This window comes from Streptomyces thermospinosisporus, from assembly GCF_039526425.1.
GTDB lineage: Bacteria > Actinomycetota > Actinomycetes > Streptomycetales > Streptomycetaceae > Streptomyces > Streptomyces thermocarboxydovorans.
The window spans coordinates 72,934-89,148 of sequence record NZ_BAAAIZ010000017.1 but is presented as its reverse complement, the minus strand read 5'-3'; the positions used below and the strand labels follow the sequence as shown (position 1 = coordinate 89,148).

The following is a 16,215-nucleotide window of genomic DNA, read 5'->3' as shown; positions in this document are numbered from 1 at the left end:
CCTCGACCGGACGCTCGGCCGGAGGAGATGCGCCGGCTGTGCCGCCGGGCGGACGGCGTCGCGTCCTCGGACGTCGTGAGCCTCTGCCGCCAGGCCTGGGGGTAGGCCTCGCGATCACCGTCGGTCGGTGCTCTCCTTCTTGATGGCCCGCCTCCGGTTGTTGTCGGTCGAGTACAAGCGCTTTTCGGCTGCGGTGAGTTCGAGCGCGGCGGCGATGCCCGGGCGGGAGCCGAGTTTGATCAGGTACTTGCCGCGGCCGGGGTGGCGGGCGGTCTCCTCCTCCGCGGCCGCCACGTCGTCCCCGGTGTCGTAGGTGGGGTCGATGTCGAGCCCGGTCGACGTCGCCGACGCCCATGAGCTGACCATCATCACCTCCTGCTCGGTGAGCATCCGTTTGCCGGTGACCCGCTGCAGTTCCTCGGTGGTGGAGGCACCCAGGACCCAGGTGTCGCAGCGGTCCATCAGGCCGCGGGCCTTGGCACGGTCCGTCTCGGTCGGCAGTGCTTCGACGTCGAGCAGGGAGTGTGTGACGTAGATGGTGACGTCGTCGGTCGTGCGGTTGAGGCGGGAGATGGCGTCCATGGCGTCGACCAGGCCGGGGCCGGAGCGCAGGGCCCGCCACATCTCGTCCATGGGCAGCACGAGTTTGCGGTCCATCAGGCCGATGCTGCGGGCGGAGTCGATGCTGGAGTAGGTGTACGCCCAGGTGGCGATCATGCCTGCGGAGACGACGTCGTTGCCGCGGGCGCGCAGGGCGCTGATGTCCACCGAGACGGCGGGCGCGTTGATGTCCAGGGGTTGGGTGGTGGGCCCGTCGAACAGGCCCTTCAGGGGGCCGCCGATCAGGTTGTCGAGTCCGGCGATGACGCTGCGAGTCAGGTCCCGGTAACGCTCGCCCTCGGCGGCGAGCTTGCCGCGCAGCTGCGCGGGCGCGGCCCGCAGGACATCGACGACGTCCTTGACGATCGGGTCGCTGCCAGACGGCTGTGCGGCGGAAGCGACCTGGACGGCGGTGTCCAGCGCGCTGCGCTCGATCTCGTCCGGAGAGCGTCCGAGGCCGTGTGTGGTGGACAGCAGGGCCACCAGGGTCTCCAGTCGGCGGCCGTTGAGCACGTCCAGCAGCGCCTCGCGCCGGTCGGTGGGCAGGGACTGCACACGGCCCTTCAGCGGCCCGGAGTCGAGCGGGTTGATGCGACCGATGCCGTCACCGATGCGTACGACGGAGCCGCCCAGCTCGCGGACCAGCTGGGTGTACTCGCCCTTGACGTCTCCGGGGACGACGACCATGTGCCCGTAGGCGGAGTAGACCAGGCAGACCCGCTTGACCAGCGCGGACTTGCCTGCGCCGGGCTGGGACATCACCCACACACCGGGGTTGGTGGTGAGCCTGCCGGTCCAGCCGGACGGGTCGATGCACACCAGCTCGCCGGTGAGGACGTCCCGCCCGACCGGGACGCCCCGAGGGGGCAGGCCGGAGCCGAGGAGGAAGGGGTAGATGGCGCCCGCCTGGGAGGTGGGGCCGGTGTAGACGGTGCCGGCGTCCTCCACGGGGACGCGGCCGCCGAACCGGCCGCTCCACCCCAGGCGGGGTGCGAACCGGTTCCGCAGCTTGCGCTGCTCGCGCCGTTCCGCGCGGGTCGGGCCCTGCTCGGCCGGGGGAGCCAGCCGCCGGGGCGTGGTCACCGGCGTCGGCTTCGACTTGCGTGCCATGAGCTGGTCAGTCCTTCACGAGCGGGTTGTAGCCCAGCGGCAGCCCGGCCGCGAACACGGCGGCCTGGGCCCCGTAGGCGGGGCGCATGCGGATACCGCGGGTGGCCTTGACCGCGCGTTCCAGCTCCTGGCGGGCCGCGGGGAGATCCGCGGTGCTGCGGGCGGTGACGGTCACCATCAGCGTCCAGTCGACGACCTGGGAACCTCCGGCCATCAGCGCGGCGGCCTGCTCGGCGCGCTGGGCGTCGGCCTTCTGGCTCCACTTGGCACGCCCCTTGACCTCGGCGGTCGCCTGGGCGCGCTGATGGGCGTGGGAGATCTCCCGCTCCAGCACGGCCTCGCCCTCCCACGGGTCCAGCACCCGGTAGGCGAGGGTGATCCTGCGCTGGAAGCGGCCCGGGGCGACCAGGGGCAGCAGCACGCTGTAGGCGATGGGGTGGCGAGGCATCTCCCGCAGCACCCACGAGATGCTGACGCCGCCGTCGTGCGCGTACCCCTCCCAGCCGTCGTCGGCGGCCTGCGGCCCGCACTCCGACCACGACAGCTCCTCGAACTCCGCATCGCGGGCGTTGAACACATCGGGGTCGTAGGCGCTTCTGACGAGCCGTCGTACGTCGACATCGGTGGCCCGCCGCTCGATGTCGGTGCCGGTCCCGGACAGGTCCAGCGAGTCCACGACCCTGAGCGCCTCGGCGACCTGGTCGGACAGTTCCTGGGGCGGGTTGGGGCCGGCGGTGGGGTCGACGATCACCGACATCCACGGGGCCACCGAGGCGGTGGCGTGCGGAGTCGTGCGCACCAGCTCGTCGATGACGTTCTTGGCGAGCCGCGGGGCTGCCGGGTCCTGGCGGGACCGCACGTCGTCCCCGAGGGCCTCCCCCGCGCCCGGGGTGATCTGGATGGTCACGCTCGCCCCCTTGACCTGCTCGTCGGTGGACATGGCGTCCAGCACCGACGACCAGGTGCGCAGGGAACTCCGCACGCTGCTGGTGGGAGCCATCAGGCTGCCGCCGGGGGCGAGCAGCGTGGTGACGGTCATGTACCCGGTCGCGCGGTCGTGGACGACTCCCACGCTCTTGCCGGTGGTCGGGTCGTAGGCCCTGATCAAGGTGGAACTGGCGCCCACGCCGGGCAGATCGAGGGCGTAGGGCTGAGGCAGCAGCACCCGCCGGTAGGAGGTGGCCTCCGCCCGGGCGGCCCGCCGCCACGCCAACTCGGCCCAGTAGTAGGCCGGCGCGGACATGCCGTGACGACGGGACGCGGCAAGCGCCAGGAAGGCGAGGGTCAGCGGAACGGTGACCAGGAGGGTGACGGGGACCTGGGTGCCCACGATGCCCTCGGCCACCAGGGCCCCGGCACCGGCCATGGTGGCGCCCTTGGACAGACCGAAGGCGCCGAAGCTGCGACGGGTGCGGAACCCGTCGACCATGAGGGCCTTGGGAACCTCATGCTGGGTGCTCACTGCGAGTCGCCCCCGTTGTCGATCTGTCCGTGCGAGTTCTGGATGCCGTTGTTGACGCCGTCCAGGACCTGGATGGCGATGCCTGAGCTGCGGGTGGGTGTGACTGCGGCGCCTGCTGCGGTGGTCTGACCTGCGCTGCCGACTACTGCGCCGTCGACGGCTCCGGCAACAGCTGGATCGGACGCATAATCATCGGCATTGGCCTGCCGAGGGACCCGGTTGGCCTCGTTACGAGCTGCGTGGGCCTGCGCGTCGTGGCCCTGACCGCCGACTTCTCTGCCCTGGCTGCCCTTCCCGCCGTTGCGGCCCATGGACTGCTCGACGTACCGGGCGTATTCCATGGGGGTCATGGGAAGGACGCCTTCGCCACCGTCCCTGCCGCCGTCCTTCCTGCCCTTGAAGTAGGCCCCGGCCGCGGAGAGGGCCGGGCCCATGCCGCCGGATGCCATCGAGGACCCGACGGCATCCCCGAACGGGGCGAAGATTCTCGTCAGGGGGCCGGGGGCGAGGATTGCGAGGATGAGGGTGGCGCACCCGCGCAGCCACTCCGCCAGTGTCTTGGCGTGGCCGAACTCCGCGAAGCCGGTGCAGATGATGATGGCCAGGATCGGCTTGTAGGCGATCACCACGCAGATGGAGGTGATCAGCTTGGGTGCCCACTGGCGGGTGACGTGCCCGCCGACCCGGCCGCCGCCGGCCACCGGCAGCAGCAGACACATGATCGGGATGGCGGACTGCCGCAGGAACACCATCACGAGCTGGATGAAGCCGAGCAGCAGCAGGATCGCGATGACGCACAGCATCGTGATGGGGTTGGAGACGCCCGAGGGCACCATGACCGCCACGATCTTCTCGTAGGCGGTGGCGTCGTCCGCGAACGTGGCGTTGACCAGTCCGGTCGTCAGGGCGTCCCCCGCGGACAGCAGTAGCGCGATCATGGCGACACCGACGGCGGAGAGGACGGTGTTCTCCACCCATCCCAACGCCGCCCGCCCGAGGTGCTTGCTCTGGCCGGTCAGGGCCATCCTGCCCGTCTGCCACATGGCTCCGGCGGCGGCGATGACCAGTCCGAGCCAGGTCAGCATGCCTGCCAGGGTGGCGTCCCTGCCGAACAGGCCCGTGGCTTCCAGGTCCAGGCTGGGGCCGAGCAGTGCCACCGTGAGAACCTTCTTGATGATCCACTTCGCTACGTCGGCCGAGCTCTTGATGAGATCGCCTAGAACGCTGTCCCAGACGTCCTGCCAGGCTTCCTTGAACTTCTCCTCCGCGGCTTTGCCGATGGTGTCGCACAGTTGCAGGCTGGGAGGGTTCTCCGGTCCTACGCCCATCGGGCCGATGACGGACCCCGTGGCGATCTTGCAGGAGCCTCCGATCACATCGCTCACGTCCGCGCTGGCCGACTGCGCCACGGACATCGACACGCCGAACACCACGACAAGCGCGAGCAGCAGAGACACCAGAGGCCGCGTCTTCACGACGCCTCCCGAATGGCGGTCCATCCGGCCTCGTTGAAGACAGCGTCGCCGGGAGCCACGATCGCCGGTTTGCCGTCCTTGAAGGCCTTCTGCACGACACGCTCTGTGGCCGCTGCGGAGAGCTTCCAGTCGCCGCCCTTCCACACCAATGCGTTCAGCGTGCGGGTGTAGTCGACGGTCTCTTTCTTCGTCTCACCCGCCTTCTGCGTGACCCGGGCCAGCACCCACACGCTGACCTCGTCGTCTGACTCGCGGATCACCTTGTATCCGATCACCACGTTGCGCATGTACGCACCGGAGGGCAGCGGGCCGCCAGGCCGGACACCCATCTCGCGGTGAAGCATCTTGTCGGTTTCGACCGCAGCAAGCTCGATCTTCTCGGCGTTCTCGTCGCTCTGTTCGGCCTTGGCGACGTACGAGTAGTAGATGCGCAACTGCTCATCGACCGTGCTGCGGCTGCCCTCGATATTGACCGTGTTGGCTGCCGCCGCCGCGGCCACGGCACCTTCGAGCGTGTGCGGGAATCCCACCTCACTGCCACGCACGTCGAGGCGTTTCCCGGACGGCAGAGCCGTCCAGCGCTCCGGCTCGACCCATTCCGCCGGCTGCGTATAGCCGGCTTCGGGGCTCGCGGAGGCCGGAAGGTCCGCCCAGCCCTTGCCCTGCGGGTCGGCCCCACTCTCGTCCCCGCTGAACATCACATAGCCCGTCAGCATCAGCACGGCTGCAAGCGCCGCACCCGTGATCCACGTGCCACGGGTGTTCCACGTCCCCCTCTTCCCCGACATCACCACCGCCTAGCCCGCGATGCCGTTGAGGATGGTGATCAGCGAACCGGCCAGCAGGATCGTCGCCACTCCGGCGCCCATCCACTTGAAGGGCTCACTGCCGCCGCCGTGGCGGCTCTTGTCCGCGATCGCGAGCTTGTAGACGCCGAAGCCCGCACCCCCGGCTCCTGCCAGGACCAGCAGCCACAGGCCGTAGCCGAAGAGCTTGGCGACGGGCTCGGCGAGTCCCGGGATCTCGGTGGGTTCGGCTCCGGGGATCTCGGCGGCGGCCAGCGTGATCAGCTCGTTGGCCAGTTGCATCGTCACTTTCCTTCCAGGGTGCGCCGCAGCCTCTCGGCCGCGGTCTGGACGTCCTTGTGCTCGAGGGCCTCGTCGGCTCCCTCGACCGCGCGCAGGGCAGGCAGGTACGGCACCCTCGCCGTTCCGGCGAGCCGGGAGTGCAGGGCGCGGAAGCGGTAGCGGGCGGCCGGGGCGGGGCGGACGGGGGCGTCGGCGATGAGCACGAGCCAGGGCCGCGGCAGGGAGGTCGGCCAGCTGCGCAGCATGTGCTCTGCGCATACGGCGCCGTAGAGCGTGGTCTCCGTCAGCAGCACGGGAAGCGCGCCGCAGGGGAGCGGTTCTTGCGGATGCAATGTCCGGGCAAAACCGGCGCCGTGTGGATCAAGCATTCGAGCAACCGTCGCCACTGCAATGCCGCAGCACTGGACAGGGATCAGGGCATAGCGAAGCCCAACCGATCCATCGACCAGCGAAATCACATTGTCGGATTGGGTGATCACGCCTTAACTCCCCCTGATTCCAATGCAGTTGCTCGACCTGTATTTGGCCTGCGGGGCACCAGAGGCTAGCGTGTCGGCGCTCGGTGACGATGCGTTGTCGTCCCCCATGTTCCGGGAGGTCAGGGAGCCGATGCGGTCACGCGACGGGGCAGTGGCCCGTGTTTACACAGCGAATCCGGGAATGGCGGCTCATCGAGGGTTCCCTGTCGTTCGCACTTACGAATTCAGCACGTCACTGATGACACGTTCCGGCAGCGGAAAGAACCGGGCGGCCACCCCGCTTTCCATCGCGCGAACGATGAGAACCACCACGGGGGACAGCGCGTGAAGGTGCTCATCCGTGCCGTCGCCGCGGTCACCGCCCTGTTCGTTCTGGCGATCCTCGCCGTGGTGGCAGCGGTGCTCGTCGACGAGGACGGCGCAGTGGCCACCGAGACTGGCGGCGGAGGGCTGAGAGGGGTCCCGGAGGAGTTCCGCCCCTGGATCCTCAAGGCGGCCAAGGAGTGTGCGGAGCCCGAACTCACCCCGGCTCTCCTCGCCGCCCAGCTCCACCAGGAGAGCAGGTTCCAGACCTCGGCCACCTCCCCCGTCGGCGCCAAGGGCCCGGCTCAGTTCATGCCGGCGACCTGGGCCACCTGGGGACACGACGCCGACGGCAACGGTGCGGTCAGCCCGCGGGACATCGGCGACGCCGTGATGGCGCAGGGCCGCATGATGTGCTCCCTGCTGAGGCAGGCGAAGGCGTCCGGCTTCGGCGGTGACGTCCGGGCCCTCGCGCTGGCGGGCTACAACGCCGGATGGGGCGCGGTCGAGAAGTACCGGGGCATTCCGCCCTACGAGGAGACCCGCACCTACGTCCGGATCATCCTGTCCACGATGCAGCGGTTCCAGGGGCCGAGCCCGCTCGAGGTCGAAGGCTCGGGCTCAGGGGCGGACGCCGTGCGCAAGGCCGCCGGCAGGCTGGGTACGCCCTACTCCTACGGCGGTGGCGGACCGCAGGGACCTTCGGCCGGCTTCTGCGACGGCAACGCCGGTTACCTCGGCGGAAGGTGCGTGGCCTCCTCCACCGTCGGCTTCGACTGCAGTTCGCTGGTGCAGTACGCCTATTGGCCGGTCCTGCGACTGCCCCGCACAGCGGCCGCACAGTACGGCGCCACCAGTGACCGCCCCGTGTCCCGGCGGAACCTCGAGCCCGGGGACCTGCTGTTCTGGAGCCGCGGCGGCTCGGGCGGCATCTACCACGTCGCCCTGTACGCCGGGGACGGCAACGTCATCCACGCCCCGCGCACCGGCCGCCAGGTGGAAGTCGCCCCGCTCGCCTCCGCGATGCCGGCCGGCGACTACTTCGGCGCCACCCGGCCCTGAGGGACAGGGCCGGGCAGCATAAGGGCGATGTCCTGGCGAGTACCGCTCGGGCTTTTGCTCTGTAGGCCACCTAGTCGTTCTGCTCGATGGTGACGTCGCCTGCCGCATCGAGCCGACGAGTTTTCTGATTGCCGGCCACCCCATTCATGGACACCCGCACGGAGCCGCCGCTCTTCACGCGCTGGATGTCCTGGCTGGGCCCGGGTGGTGAACCCGGCGGGGAAGGTGTTCCCTCCGACCGGGCCCGCCAGACAGCCAGGGCTGCGGAGAACAGCACGAGCACTGCCGCACAGGCACCCCAGGCGACAGACCAGTTCTGTGTCAGCATGCCGGTGGCGACGTTCACCGCTCCCGCAAGAACGACCGACCCACCAATGGCCCAGGCCCTCATCGTGGTCATGATCCTCTCCTCCTGCACACCCTTTGGAGCCGCCAAGTCACTAGTATTCATTGCCGGTTGAGCCATTGGGGGAACCGCATGTGGAGCAAGCTCCTGCAGGTGGTGAAGTGGAGCTGGATCCGTGGTGACGTAAACCTCTTCATGGGCGCGTTCCCAGAGCCTGACGAGAAGGTGCTGGACAGGGCCACGTCCCGACTGCGCAAGGACGTCCTGTCCAAGGTACGGCTCACCATGGCCCGGATGGGCCTGCAGCAACCCGCCACCATCGACCTTCCGTGGCGGGGCTCCTCACGTCCTGTGCAGTCGGCGCAGCAGGTACTGGGCGTGGACCCCCTGGAACTGGTGGGCACCGTCAGCGAGATCGCGCAGGTCTGCCGAGATCTGCCCCGTCACCAGCTCCTGGCCCTCGGGGAGCCAGGCACTGGCAAGACCGTCCTGGCCGTCCGGCTCGTCCACGATCTGGCCTCGGATCCGCAGCCAGGAGATCCGGTCCCGGTGATGATGTCCCTGTCGTCGTGGCGGCCGGCCCTCACGATGCGCGAATGGATTCTCCGGCAGATCCGGCAGATCAGCCCTGACCTCGGCGATCCATACAGGTACGGCCCGGACGCAGCGAGGGACCTCTTCGACAAGGGCCGGGTGATGCCCGTGCTGGACGGGCTCGACGAGCTCCCCGATCATCTGCACGCCGAGGCCGTCCGCGCCATCAACAGATACGTTCACGACGGCTGCTGGTTCATGGTCACCTGTCGGGCCGACGAGTACGAGACGGCACACGGGGACGGGGCACGCCTCACTCGTGCCGCCGTGGTGGAACTCGGCGAGGTGGAGCCCGATCTGGCCATCGACTACCTGGAACAGGCGAGAACGGCCGGCGACACCCGCTGGACACCTGTCTTCGAGGCGATGCGCAACGACCCGGACTGCCCGCTGTCCCGCGCGCTGACCTCGCCCCTGATGCTGTACCTCGCTCAGACCGCGTTCGGCGCGAAGTCCACGGACCCCGGTGAACTGCTGTCCCGGGAGGACTATCCCACTCGGCAAGCCATCGAGGACGAACTGCTGAAGAGGTACCTGCCCGCGGTCTACACCGACGAGGATCCACCAGCGGAACGTGCCATGCGGTACCTGCGGCTGATCGCACGCCAGATGCGCCGGGACCGCACGGTCGACTTCGCCTGGTGGCAGATCAGTGCCGGGATCACCGGTCCCCTCGTGGGCTTGATGTACGGAGTGGTGTGGGGCGCTTTTCTGGGTGCCCTGTTCGGTCCAGGCCGCGGAGCCGGCGCCGGGTTCCTCATAGCGCTCGTGAGCTTCCTCGTTCACGAGATCGTCAGAGCCGACCTCAAGCAGGTCTTCGTGCCCAAGAAGGGGGAGCACGGGCCGGAGTACCTGGCACGCCGCTACAGACACTTGGGCCTGGCCTCGGCTTTGCTGGCGGGCGCCGTCACGGGAATCGGCGTCGGAACATGGATGTCGGGCACGCTGGGAGCGGATCGCTGGTTGTCGACGGCTTACGGGTTGGGCATCGGGGCGTTGTCCGGGGTTGCCGTCATGCTCGGTTCGGCATGGGGCTCCTACGCCGTCAGCCGCCGGTGGTTCAGGTTGCGCGGCGACCTTCCGAAGGATCCCTTGCGGTTCCTCGACGACGCCCGTGAGTTGGGTGTACTGCGGCAGACCGGTTCGGTGTACCAGTTCCGCCACGAACGCCTCCTCGATCAGCTGGGTGGCGGCGTGGTTCAGCAATCGGGCCGTTCGGTACTCGGCGACTGGCCCGCCAAGTGGCTGCGCTGGAGGCCGGTGCTGCCCGTCTTCGCCAGCCTGGCCCAGGTGGGAGCTTCTCTGGGCGCGCTCCTGCTCATTGCCGTGATCGTCGCAGGCAGCGCGCGGCCGGAATTGACCTATCGCTCCGGAGACAAACCGGATTTCGTTTACGTCTCGACCGGCTGCCCAGCAGGTCTCGTGTGCGTACCACCGAAGGTTTTCGCGTGGAAGGTGCCGCCGGGAACGACCCGGCACACGAACTGGGAGCCGATTGCGTCGGGTCAGTCCCCCTTCGTCGGCTGGGGAGGCCCCATGGAGGCGTCCGGCTGTGAAGGAGGCAAGGTGCGGGTGACGTTGACGCTGGCCGACGAGCCGCCGGCCCGGTTCGTCCTCGGCAACGGCAGCCGGGTCGACGGCGTCGACCTCGATCGGCCCGCCTCGCCCGGGAGCCGTTCGTCCTCGCTCACCTTCCGCAGGCTGGACGACCGGCCGTGCACGCTTCGTATCGAATGGCAGACTCCCAACCTGGTTCTGGACGGTCTCGAGGAACCGCGGAAGCGTCTTCGCATCGACCCATGACGCCCGGGACGACCTGCGCGAACGGGACCGTTGGGCGCCCCGCGCCCCCACCGGTCCCGTTCACCGAGCCAAGTGGGCCCGCCTCAGGCGATCCGCTCCAGCACCACCGGCGACGGCGTGAAGGCGGCCGCCTCGGCGGTGATGTCGTAGGAGCCCTCGATCGCCTGGAGGGCGTAGGCGAAGCGGTCGGGGGTGTCGGTGTGGAGGGTGAGGAGGGGCTGGCCCTCGGTGACCTGGTCGCCGGGCTTGGCGTGCAGTTCGACGCCGGCGCCGGCCTGGACCGGGTCCTCCTTGCGGGCGCGGCCCGCGCCGAGGCGCCAGGCGGCGACGCCGATGTCGTAGGCGTCGAGGCGGGTGAGGGTGCCGGAGGCGGGGGCCTTGACGACGTGCTGCTCGCGGGAGGTGGGCAGGGGGGCGTCGGGGTCGCCGCCCTGGGCGGAGATCATGCGGCGCCAGACGTCCATGGCGGAGCCGTCGGCGAGGGCCCTGGCCGGGTCGGCGTCCTTCAGGCCGGCCGCGTCGAGCATCTCGCGGGCCAGGGCGAGGGTGAGGTCGACGACGTCCTTGGGGCCGCCGCCGGCGAGGACCTCCAGGGACTCGCGGACCTCGAGGGCGTTGCCCGCGGTGAGGCCGAGGGGGGTGGACATGTCGGTGAGGAGGGCGACGGTCCTGACGCCGTGGTCGGTGCCCAGGCCGACCATGGTGGAGGCCAGTTCGCGTGCGTCGTCGAGGGTCTTCATGAAGGCGCCGCTGCCGACCTTGACGTCCAGGACCAGCGAGCCGGTGCCCTCGGCGATCTTCTTGGACATGATGGAGGAGGCGATGAGCGGGATCGCCTCGACGGTGCCGGTGACGTCGCGGAGGGCGTAGAGCTTCTTGTCGGCGGGGGCGAGTCCGTCGCCGGCGGCGCAGATGACGGCGCCGACCTCGTCGAGGACGTGCAGCATCTCCTCGTTGGAGAGAAGTGCGCGCCAACCCGGGATGGACTCCAGCTTGTCGAGCGTGCCGCCGGTGTGGCCGAGGCCGCGGCCGGAGAGCTGGGGGACGGCCGCGCCGCAGGCGGCGACCAGGGGGGCGAGCGGGAGGGTGATCTTGTCGCCGACTCCGCCGGTGCTGTGCTTGTCGGCGGTGGGGCGGGACAGGGAGGAGAAGTCCATGCGCTCGCCGCTGGCGATCATCGCGGCGGTCCAGCGGGCGATCTCCCGGCGGTTCATGCCGTTCAGCAGGATGGCCATGGCAAGGGCCGACATCTGCTCGTCGGCCACCTCCCCGCGGGTGTACGCGTCGATGACCCAGTCGATCTGCTCGTCGCTGAGTTCGCCGCGGTCCCGCTTGGTGCGGATGACGGAGATGGCGTCCATGGCCATGGCTGGCGTTCCTTCCGGGAGTGCGAAGGGGGCGGCCCCCGGAACCGCAGTGGTCCCAGGGGCCGCGGGAGGGTTACTTGTCGAGGTGCTTCGGGGTGAAGGCCTGCGGCAGCATCTCCGCCAGGGGCACGATGCCCTTGGGGGTCTCCAGCAGCAGTCCGGGGCCGCCGAACTCGTAGAGCAGCTGCCGGCAGCGGCCGCACGGGACGAGGATCTCGCCGTCGCCGTCGACGCAGGTGAAGTGCGTCAGCCGGCCGCCGCCGGTGCGCTGCAGCTCGGAGACCAGGCCGCACTCGGCGCACAGGCCGAGCCCGTAGGAGGCGTTCTCCACGTTGCAGCCGGAGACGGTGCGCCCGTCGTCGACCAGGGCCGCGACACCGACCGGGTAGCCCGAGTAGGGGGCGTAGGCGTGGGACATGGCGTCCCGGGCGACGGCGCGCAGCGCCTCCCAGTCGATGTCGTCGGCGCCCTGGGGGCCGGTCACTTGCCCTGCCCCTTCCGGTAGGGCAGCCCGTTCGCCTTCGGCATCCGCAACCGCTGCGCGGACAGGGCCAGGACGACGAGGGTGACGACGTACGGGGTGGCGGCGACGACCTGGTTGGGCACCTCGTTGGTGACGGAGTACCAGGTGAACATCAGCAGGCCGACGACAAGGGTGATGCCCGCGCCGGTGTACTTCTTCCGAATGGCCAGCCAGATGGCGCCGATGACCAGCAGCAGCGCGCCGAGCAGCAGCAGGGCGTGCACGTTGGCGGAGCCGCCGCGCAGGTTGAGGCTGTCGGTGTAGCCGAACAGGCCGGCGCCGATGGCGAGGCCGCCCGGCATCCAGTTGCCGAAGATCATCGCGGCGAGGCCGATGAAGCCGCGGCCGCTGACCTGGCCCTCCAGGTAGAAGGGGTTGGCCACGATGGACAGGAACACGCCGCCGAGGCCGGCCAGGGCGCCGGAGATGACGACCGCTATGTACTTGTACTTGTAGACGTTGACGCCGAGGGACTCGGCGGCGATCGGGTTCTCGCCGCAGGAGCGCAGCCGCAGGCCGAAGGCGGTGCGCCACAGCACCCACCAGGTGGCGGGGACCAGCGCGACGGCGATCAGGGTCAGCCAGGAGACGTTGGTGACCAGGCCGCCGAGCAGGCCGGCGATGTCGGAGATGAAGAACCAGCCCTGGTTGTTGAGGTCCCGCAGCCAGCCGGAGAGTCCGGGCACGGTGAACTCGCCGAGGGACTCGACCGCCGGGGACTGCTTGGCGGAGCCGCCCTGGTGCCCCACGAAGGCGAGCGGGGCGAGGTAGCGGGTGGCGCCGAGGGCGAGGATGTTGATCGCCACACCGGAGACGATGTGGTTGACCTTGAAGGTGACGGTGACGACGGCGTGCAGCAGGCCGCCGACGGCGCCGCCGGCGAGGCCGACGAGCACACCGGTCCACGGGCCCCACTGGAAGCCGGCCCAGGCACCGAACCAGGTGCCGAGGATCATCATGCCTTCGAGGCCGATGTTGATGACACCGGAGCGCTCGGCCCACAGACCGCCGAGGCCGGCGAGTCCGATCGGGACGGCGAGCTCCAGCGCGGTGGACATCTGGCTGACGTTGGTGATGCCGTTGGCGCCCGTGATGAGACGGACGATCGAGGTCAGCGCCAGGGCTCCGGCGATGACCAGCATCAGCACCGGCAGCGACAGGCGGCGGCCGGTCGGCGCCGCGGGCTGCAGCGTGGGCTGGTTGACGTCGACGGCGGAGGTCGGAGCGGTCATCGGCCAGCCACCTCCTTCTTGACGTTGTTCTCGGCGCCGATGAAGTGGCCCGCGGCGAGTTCCGCGCCGACCCGGCGCTGCTGGCGGCGCAGGCCCCACTCGCGGACGGCCTCGTAGGAGACGACGACCGAGAGGACGATCAGGCCCTGCATGATGACCGCGATCTCCTTGTCGTAGCCGTGGAAGTCCAGCTCGGGCGAGGCCTTGTCGAGCCAGGCCCACAGCAGCGCGGCGAAGGCGATGCCGACCGGGCTGTTGCGGCCGAGCAGGGCGATGCCGATGCCCAGGAAGCCGATGCCGGTGGGGAAGCTGAGGTTGTAGGTGTGCGCGTCGCCGAGCAGGATCGGCAGGCCGGCGAGGCCGGCGATGGCGCCGGAGAGCAGCATGGCGGTGAGCACCATGCGCTTGGGGTCGACACCGCTGGCCGCGGCGGCGGTCTCGGAGGCGCCGGAGGCGCGCAGGTCGAAGCCGAAGCGGGTGCGGTTGAGCACGACCCAGTAGCCGATACCGAGCAGCACGGCCAGGACCACCAGGCCGTAGATCTCGCCGGCGGGGCCCAGGTCGATGCCGGGGATCCAGCCGGACTCGTGCATCTCGCCGGTGGTGTTGTTGTTGCCGACCTTGACGCCGAAGACGGTGGGCAGCCACAGGTAGCCGATGACGGAGGTCGCGATCGCGTTGAGCATGATCGTGGCGACGACCTCGCTGACGCCGCGGGTCACCTTCAGCACGCCGGCGATGCCGGCCCAGAAGGCGCCGGTGAGGATCGCGGTGAGCAGCAGCAGCGGGATCTGCAGCACGGCCGGGAGGTTCATGTGGGCGCCGACGATGGCGGCCAGCATGGCGCCGAGCTGGTACTGGCCGTCGACACCGATGTTGAACAGGTTCATCCGGAAGCCGATGGCCACCGCGAGCGCGGCGATGTAGTACATCGAGGCCTGGTTGATGATCAGGACCTGGACATCGGAGAACGTCGCCTGCTCGAACATCAGGGCGAACGGCTCGACGGGGTTCTTGCCGGAGGCGACCAGCACGATCGCGCTCAGCACGAAGGCCACGGCGAGCGCGATGACCGGTCCGGCCACCGCGAGGAGCACGCGCTCCTTGTCGAACTTCTTCATCAGCGGGCCTCGTCTTCCGGAGACTCGGGGGCCTTGGACACCCCGGCCGTGGTCTCGGGGGTCTCGTCGTGCTCGAGGTGGCCGGAGGCGGCGCCGGTCATGGCGGAGCCGAGCTCCTCCGGGGTGATGGTGGACGGGTCGGCGTCCGCGACCAGCTTGCCGTCGTAGATCACGCGCAGGGTGTCGGACAGGCCGATCAGCTCGTCCAGGTCCGCGGAGATCAGCAGGACGGCGAGGCCCTCGCGGCGCGCCTCACGGATGTGGTCCCAGATCGCGGCCTGCGCGCCGACGTCCACACCGCGGGTGGGGTGGGCGGCGATCAGGAAGCGCGGCTTGTGGCTCATCTCGCGGCCGACGATCAGCTTCTGCTGGTTGCCGCCGGACAGGGAGGCGGCGGTGACGTCGATGCCGGGGGTGCGGACGTCGTACGTGGCGACGATGCGGCGCGTGTCCTCCTGGGACGCCTTCGGGTCCAGCCAGAAGCCCTTGGCGTTGGGCTTCTCGGTGACGTGGCCGAGGATACGGTTCTCCCAGAGGGGGGCCTCGAGGAGCAGGCCGTGGCGGTGGCGGTCCTCGGGGATGTAGCCGACGCCCTGCTCGCGGCGCTTGCGGGTGGGCCAGGCGGTGATCTCCTCGCCGGCCAGCCGGATCACGCCGGAGTCGGCGTGGCGCAGTCCGATGAGCGCGTCGACCAGTTCGGTCTGGCCGTTGCCCTCGACGCCGGCGATGCCCAGGACCTCGCCCTCGTGGATGGTGAAGCTGATGTCGTCGAGCAGCGCCTTGCCGCCGGGGGCGGCCAGCCGCAGCTTCTCGACCTCGATGACCGGCCGGTCGGTGACGGTGGACTCGGCGGTCTCGGGGGTGGGCAGCTCGCTGCCGACCATCATCTCGGCGAGCTGGCGGGAGGTGGTCTCGGCGGGGACGGCCGTGCCGACCGTGGTGCCGCGCCGGATGACGGTGATCTCGTCGGCGACGGAGAGGACCTCGCCGAGCTTGTGGGAGATGAAGATGACCGACAGGCCCTCGGACTTCAGCTCGCGCAGGTTCGCGAAGAGGGCGTCGACCTCCTGCGGGACGAGCACGGCGGTCGGCTCGTCCAGGATCAGGGTGCGCGCGCCGCGGTAGAGGACCTTGAGGATCTCCACGCGCTGGCGGGCGGCGACGCCGAGTTCCTCGACGAGGGCGTCGGGGCGGACCTCGAGGCCGTAGCGCTCGGAGATCTCCTTGATCTTCCGGCGGGCCCGGGCGCCGATGCCGTACAGCTTCTCGCTGCCGAGGACGACGTTCTCCAGGACGGTGAGGTTGTCGGCCAGCATGAAGTGCTGGTGGACCATGCCGATACCGCGGGCGATGGCGTCGGCGGGCGAGGAGAAGCTGACCTTCTCGCCGTCGACGGCGATGGTGCCCTCGTCCGGCTTCTGCATACCGTAGAGGATCTTCATCAGCGTCGACTTGCCGGCGCCGTTCTCGCCGACGAGGGCGTGAACGGTGCCCTTGCGGACGGTGAGGTGGATGTCGTGGTTGGCCACGACGCCGGGGAAACGCTTCGTGATCCCGGCGAGCTCGACGGCGGTCACCTGACCGCCCGCCGCCGATCCGGCCGGAGGGCTGCTGGACGCGTTGATGGCGCACTCTCCATGGGGACGGGGG

At 69.8% G+C, this 16,215-nt stretch carries 14 protein-coding genes; 2 read left to right on the top strand and 12 right to left on the bottom strand.

Going from position 1 to position 16,215, the window contains the following annotated elements; genetic code table 11:
- Positions 1–114: 114 nt before the first annotated feature.
- The 6 genes from ABD207_RS07510 to ABD207_RS07485 form a co-directional block, all read right to left on the bottom strand.
- A complete protein-coding gene (locus tag ABD207_RS07510) occupies positions 115–1,710 on the bottom strand; it encodes an ATP-binding protein (RefSeq protein WP_344011033.1) in 1,596 nt (531 codons plus the stop codon).
- A gap of 7 nt (positions 1,711–1,717) precedes the next feature.
- The gene (locus tag ABD207_RS07505; protein ID WP_344011032.1) at positions 1,718–3,172 is read right to left on the bottom strand and encodes an SCO6880 family protein; all 1,455 of its coding nucleotides are present in this window, start codon (positions 3,170–3,172) and stop codon (positions 1,718–1,720) included.
- The gene (locus ABD207_RS07500; RefSeq protein ID WP_344011031.1) at positions 3,169–4,647 is read right to left on the bottom strand and encodes a hypothetical protein; all 1,479 of its coding nucleotides are present in this window, start codon (positions 4,645–4,647) and stop codon (positions 3,169–3,171) included. Before ABD207_RS07500 ends, ABD207_RS07505 begins: the two co-directional genes overlap by 4 nt.
- Positions 4,644–5,363, bottom strand: coding sequence for a DUF8175 domain-containg protein (locus ABD207_RS07495; RefSeq protein ID WP_344011173.1), 720 nt, complete (start codon positions 5,361–5,363; stop codon positions 4,644–4,646). Before ABD207_RS07495 ends, ABD207_RS07500 begins: the two co-directional genes overlap by 4 nt.
- An 81-nt stretch (positions 5,364–5,444) precedes the next feature.
- A complete protein-coding gene (locus ABD207_RS07490) occupies positions 5,445–5,735 on the bottom strand; it encodes a hypothetical protein (RefSeq protein ID WP_344011029.1) in 291 nt (96 codons plus the stop codon).
- 2 nt (positions 5,736–5,737) lie between these two features.
- Entirely contained in the window at positions 5,738–6,214 is a 477-nt protein-coding gene (locus ABD207_RS07485; RefSeq protein WP_344011027.1) for a hypothetical protein, read from the bottom strand.
- Between the two features lie 324 nt (positions 6,215–6,538).
- On the opposite strand from ABD207_RS07485, the gene ABD207_RS07480 reads away from it, so the two are divergent.
- The gene (locus tag ABD207_RS07480; protein WP_344011026.1) at positions 6,539–7,579 is read left to right on the top strand and encodes a bifunctional lytic transglycosylase/C40 family peptidase; all 1,041 of its coding nucleotides are present in this window, start codon (positions 6,539–6,541) and stop codon (positions 7,577–7,579) included.
- Between the two features lie 70 nt (positions 7,580–7,649).
- Here the strand turns inward: ABD207_RS07480 and ABD207_RS07475 are convergent, their stop codons facing one another.
- Complete coding sequence (locus ABD207_RS07475; protein WP_344011024.1) at positions 7,650–7,979, bottom strand: hypothetical protein; 330 nt, start codon at positions 7,977–7,979, stop codon at positions 7,650–7,652.
- A gap of 78 nt (positions 7,980–8,057) precedes the next feature.
- Between ABD207_RS07475 and ABD207_RS07470 the strand changes: the two genes are divergently transcribed.
- Positions 8,058–10,322 carry an NACHT domain-containing protein gene (locus ABD207_RS07470; protein ID WP_344011022.1) on the top strand — a complete coding sequence of 755 codons (2,265 nt, stop codon included), beginning with the start codon at positions 8,058–8,060 and terminating at the stop codon, positions 10,320–10,322.
- An 83-nt stretch (positions 10,323–10,405) separates the two neighbouring features.
- On the opposite strand, the gene ABD207_RS07465 is transcribed toward ABD207_RS07470, so the two are convergent.
- The 5 genes from ABD207_RS07465 to ABD207_RS07445 all read right to left on the bottom strand — a co-directional run bounded on the left by ABD207_RS07465 (position 10,406) and on the right by ABD207_RS07445 (position 16,142).
- The gene (locus tag ABD207_RS07465; RefSeq protein WP_344011172.1) at positions 10,406–11,683 is read right to left on the bottom strand and encodes a thymidine phosphorylase; all 1,278 of its coding nucleotides are present in this window, start codon (positions 11,681–11,683) and stop codon (positions 10,406–10,408) included.
- Positions 11,684–11,762: 79 nt separating this feature from the next.
- Positions 11,763–12,173: a cytidine deaminase gene (locus ABD207_RS07460; RefSeq protein ID WP_344011020.1), complete on the bottom strand. Its 411-nt coding sequence runs from the start codon at positions 12,171–12,173 to the stop codon at positions 11,763–11,765.
- Positions 12,170–13,444, bottom strand: a complete 1,275-nt coding sequence (locus tag ABD207_RS07455) for an ABC transporter permease (protein WP_344011019.1) — start codon at positions 13,442–13,444, stop codon at positions 12,170–12,172. Before ABD207_RS07455 ends, ABD207_RS07460 begins: the two co-directional genes overlap by 4 nt.
- Complete coding sequence (locus ABD207_RS07450) at positions 13,441–14,565, bottom strand: ABC transporter permease (RefSeq protein ID WP_344011017.1); 1,125 nt, start codon at positions 14,563–14,565, stop codon at positions 13,441–13,443. Before ABD207_RS07450 ends, ABD207_RS07455 begins: the two co-directional genes overlap by 4 nt.
- Positions 14,565–16,142, bottom strand: coding sequence for an ABC transporter ATP-binding protein (locus ABD207_RS07445; RefSeq protein ID WP_344011015.1), 1,578 nt, complete (start codon positions 16,140–16,142; stop codon positions 14,565–14,567). The genes ABD207_RS07450 and ABD207_RS07445 overlap by 1 nt, the downstream gene beginning before the upstream one ends.
- Positions 16,143–16,215: the final 73 nt, after the last annotated feature.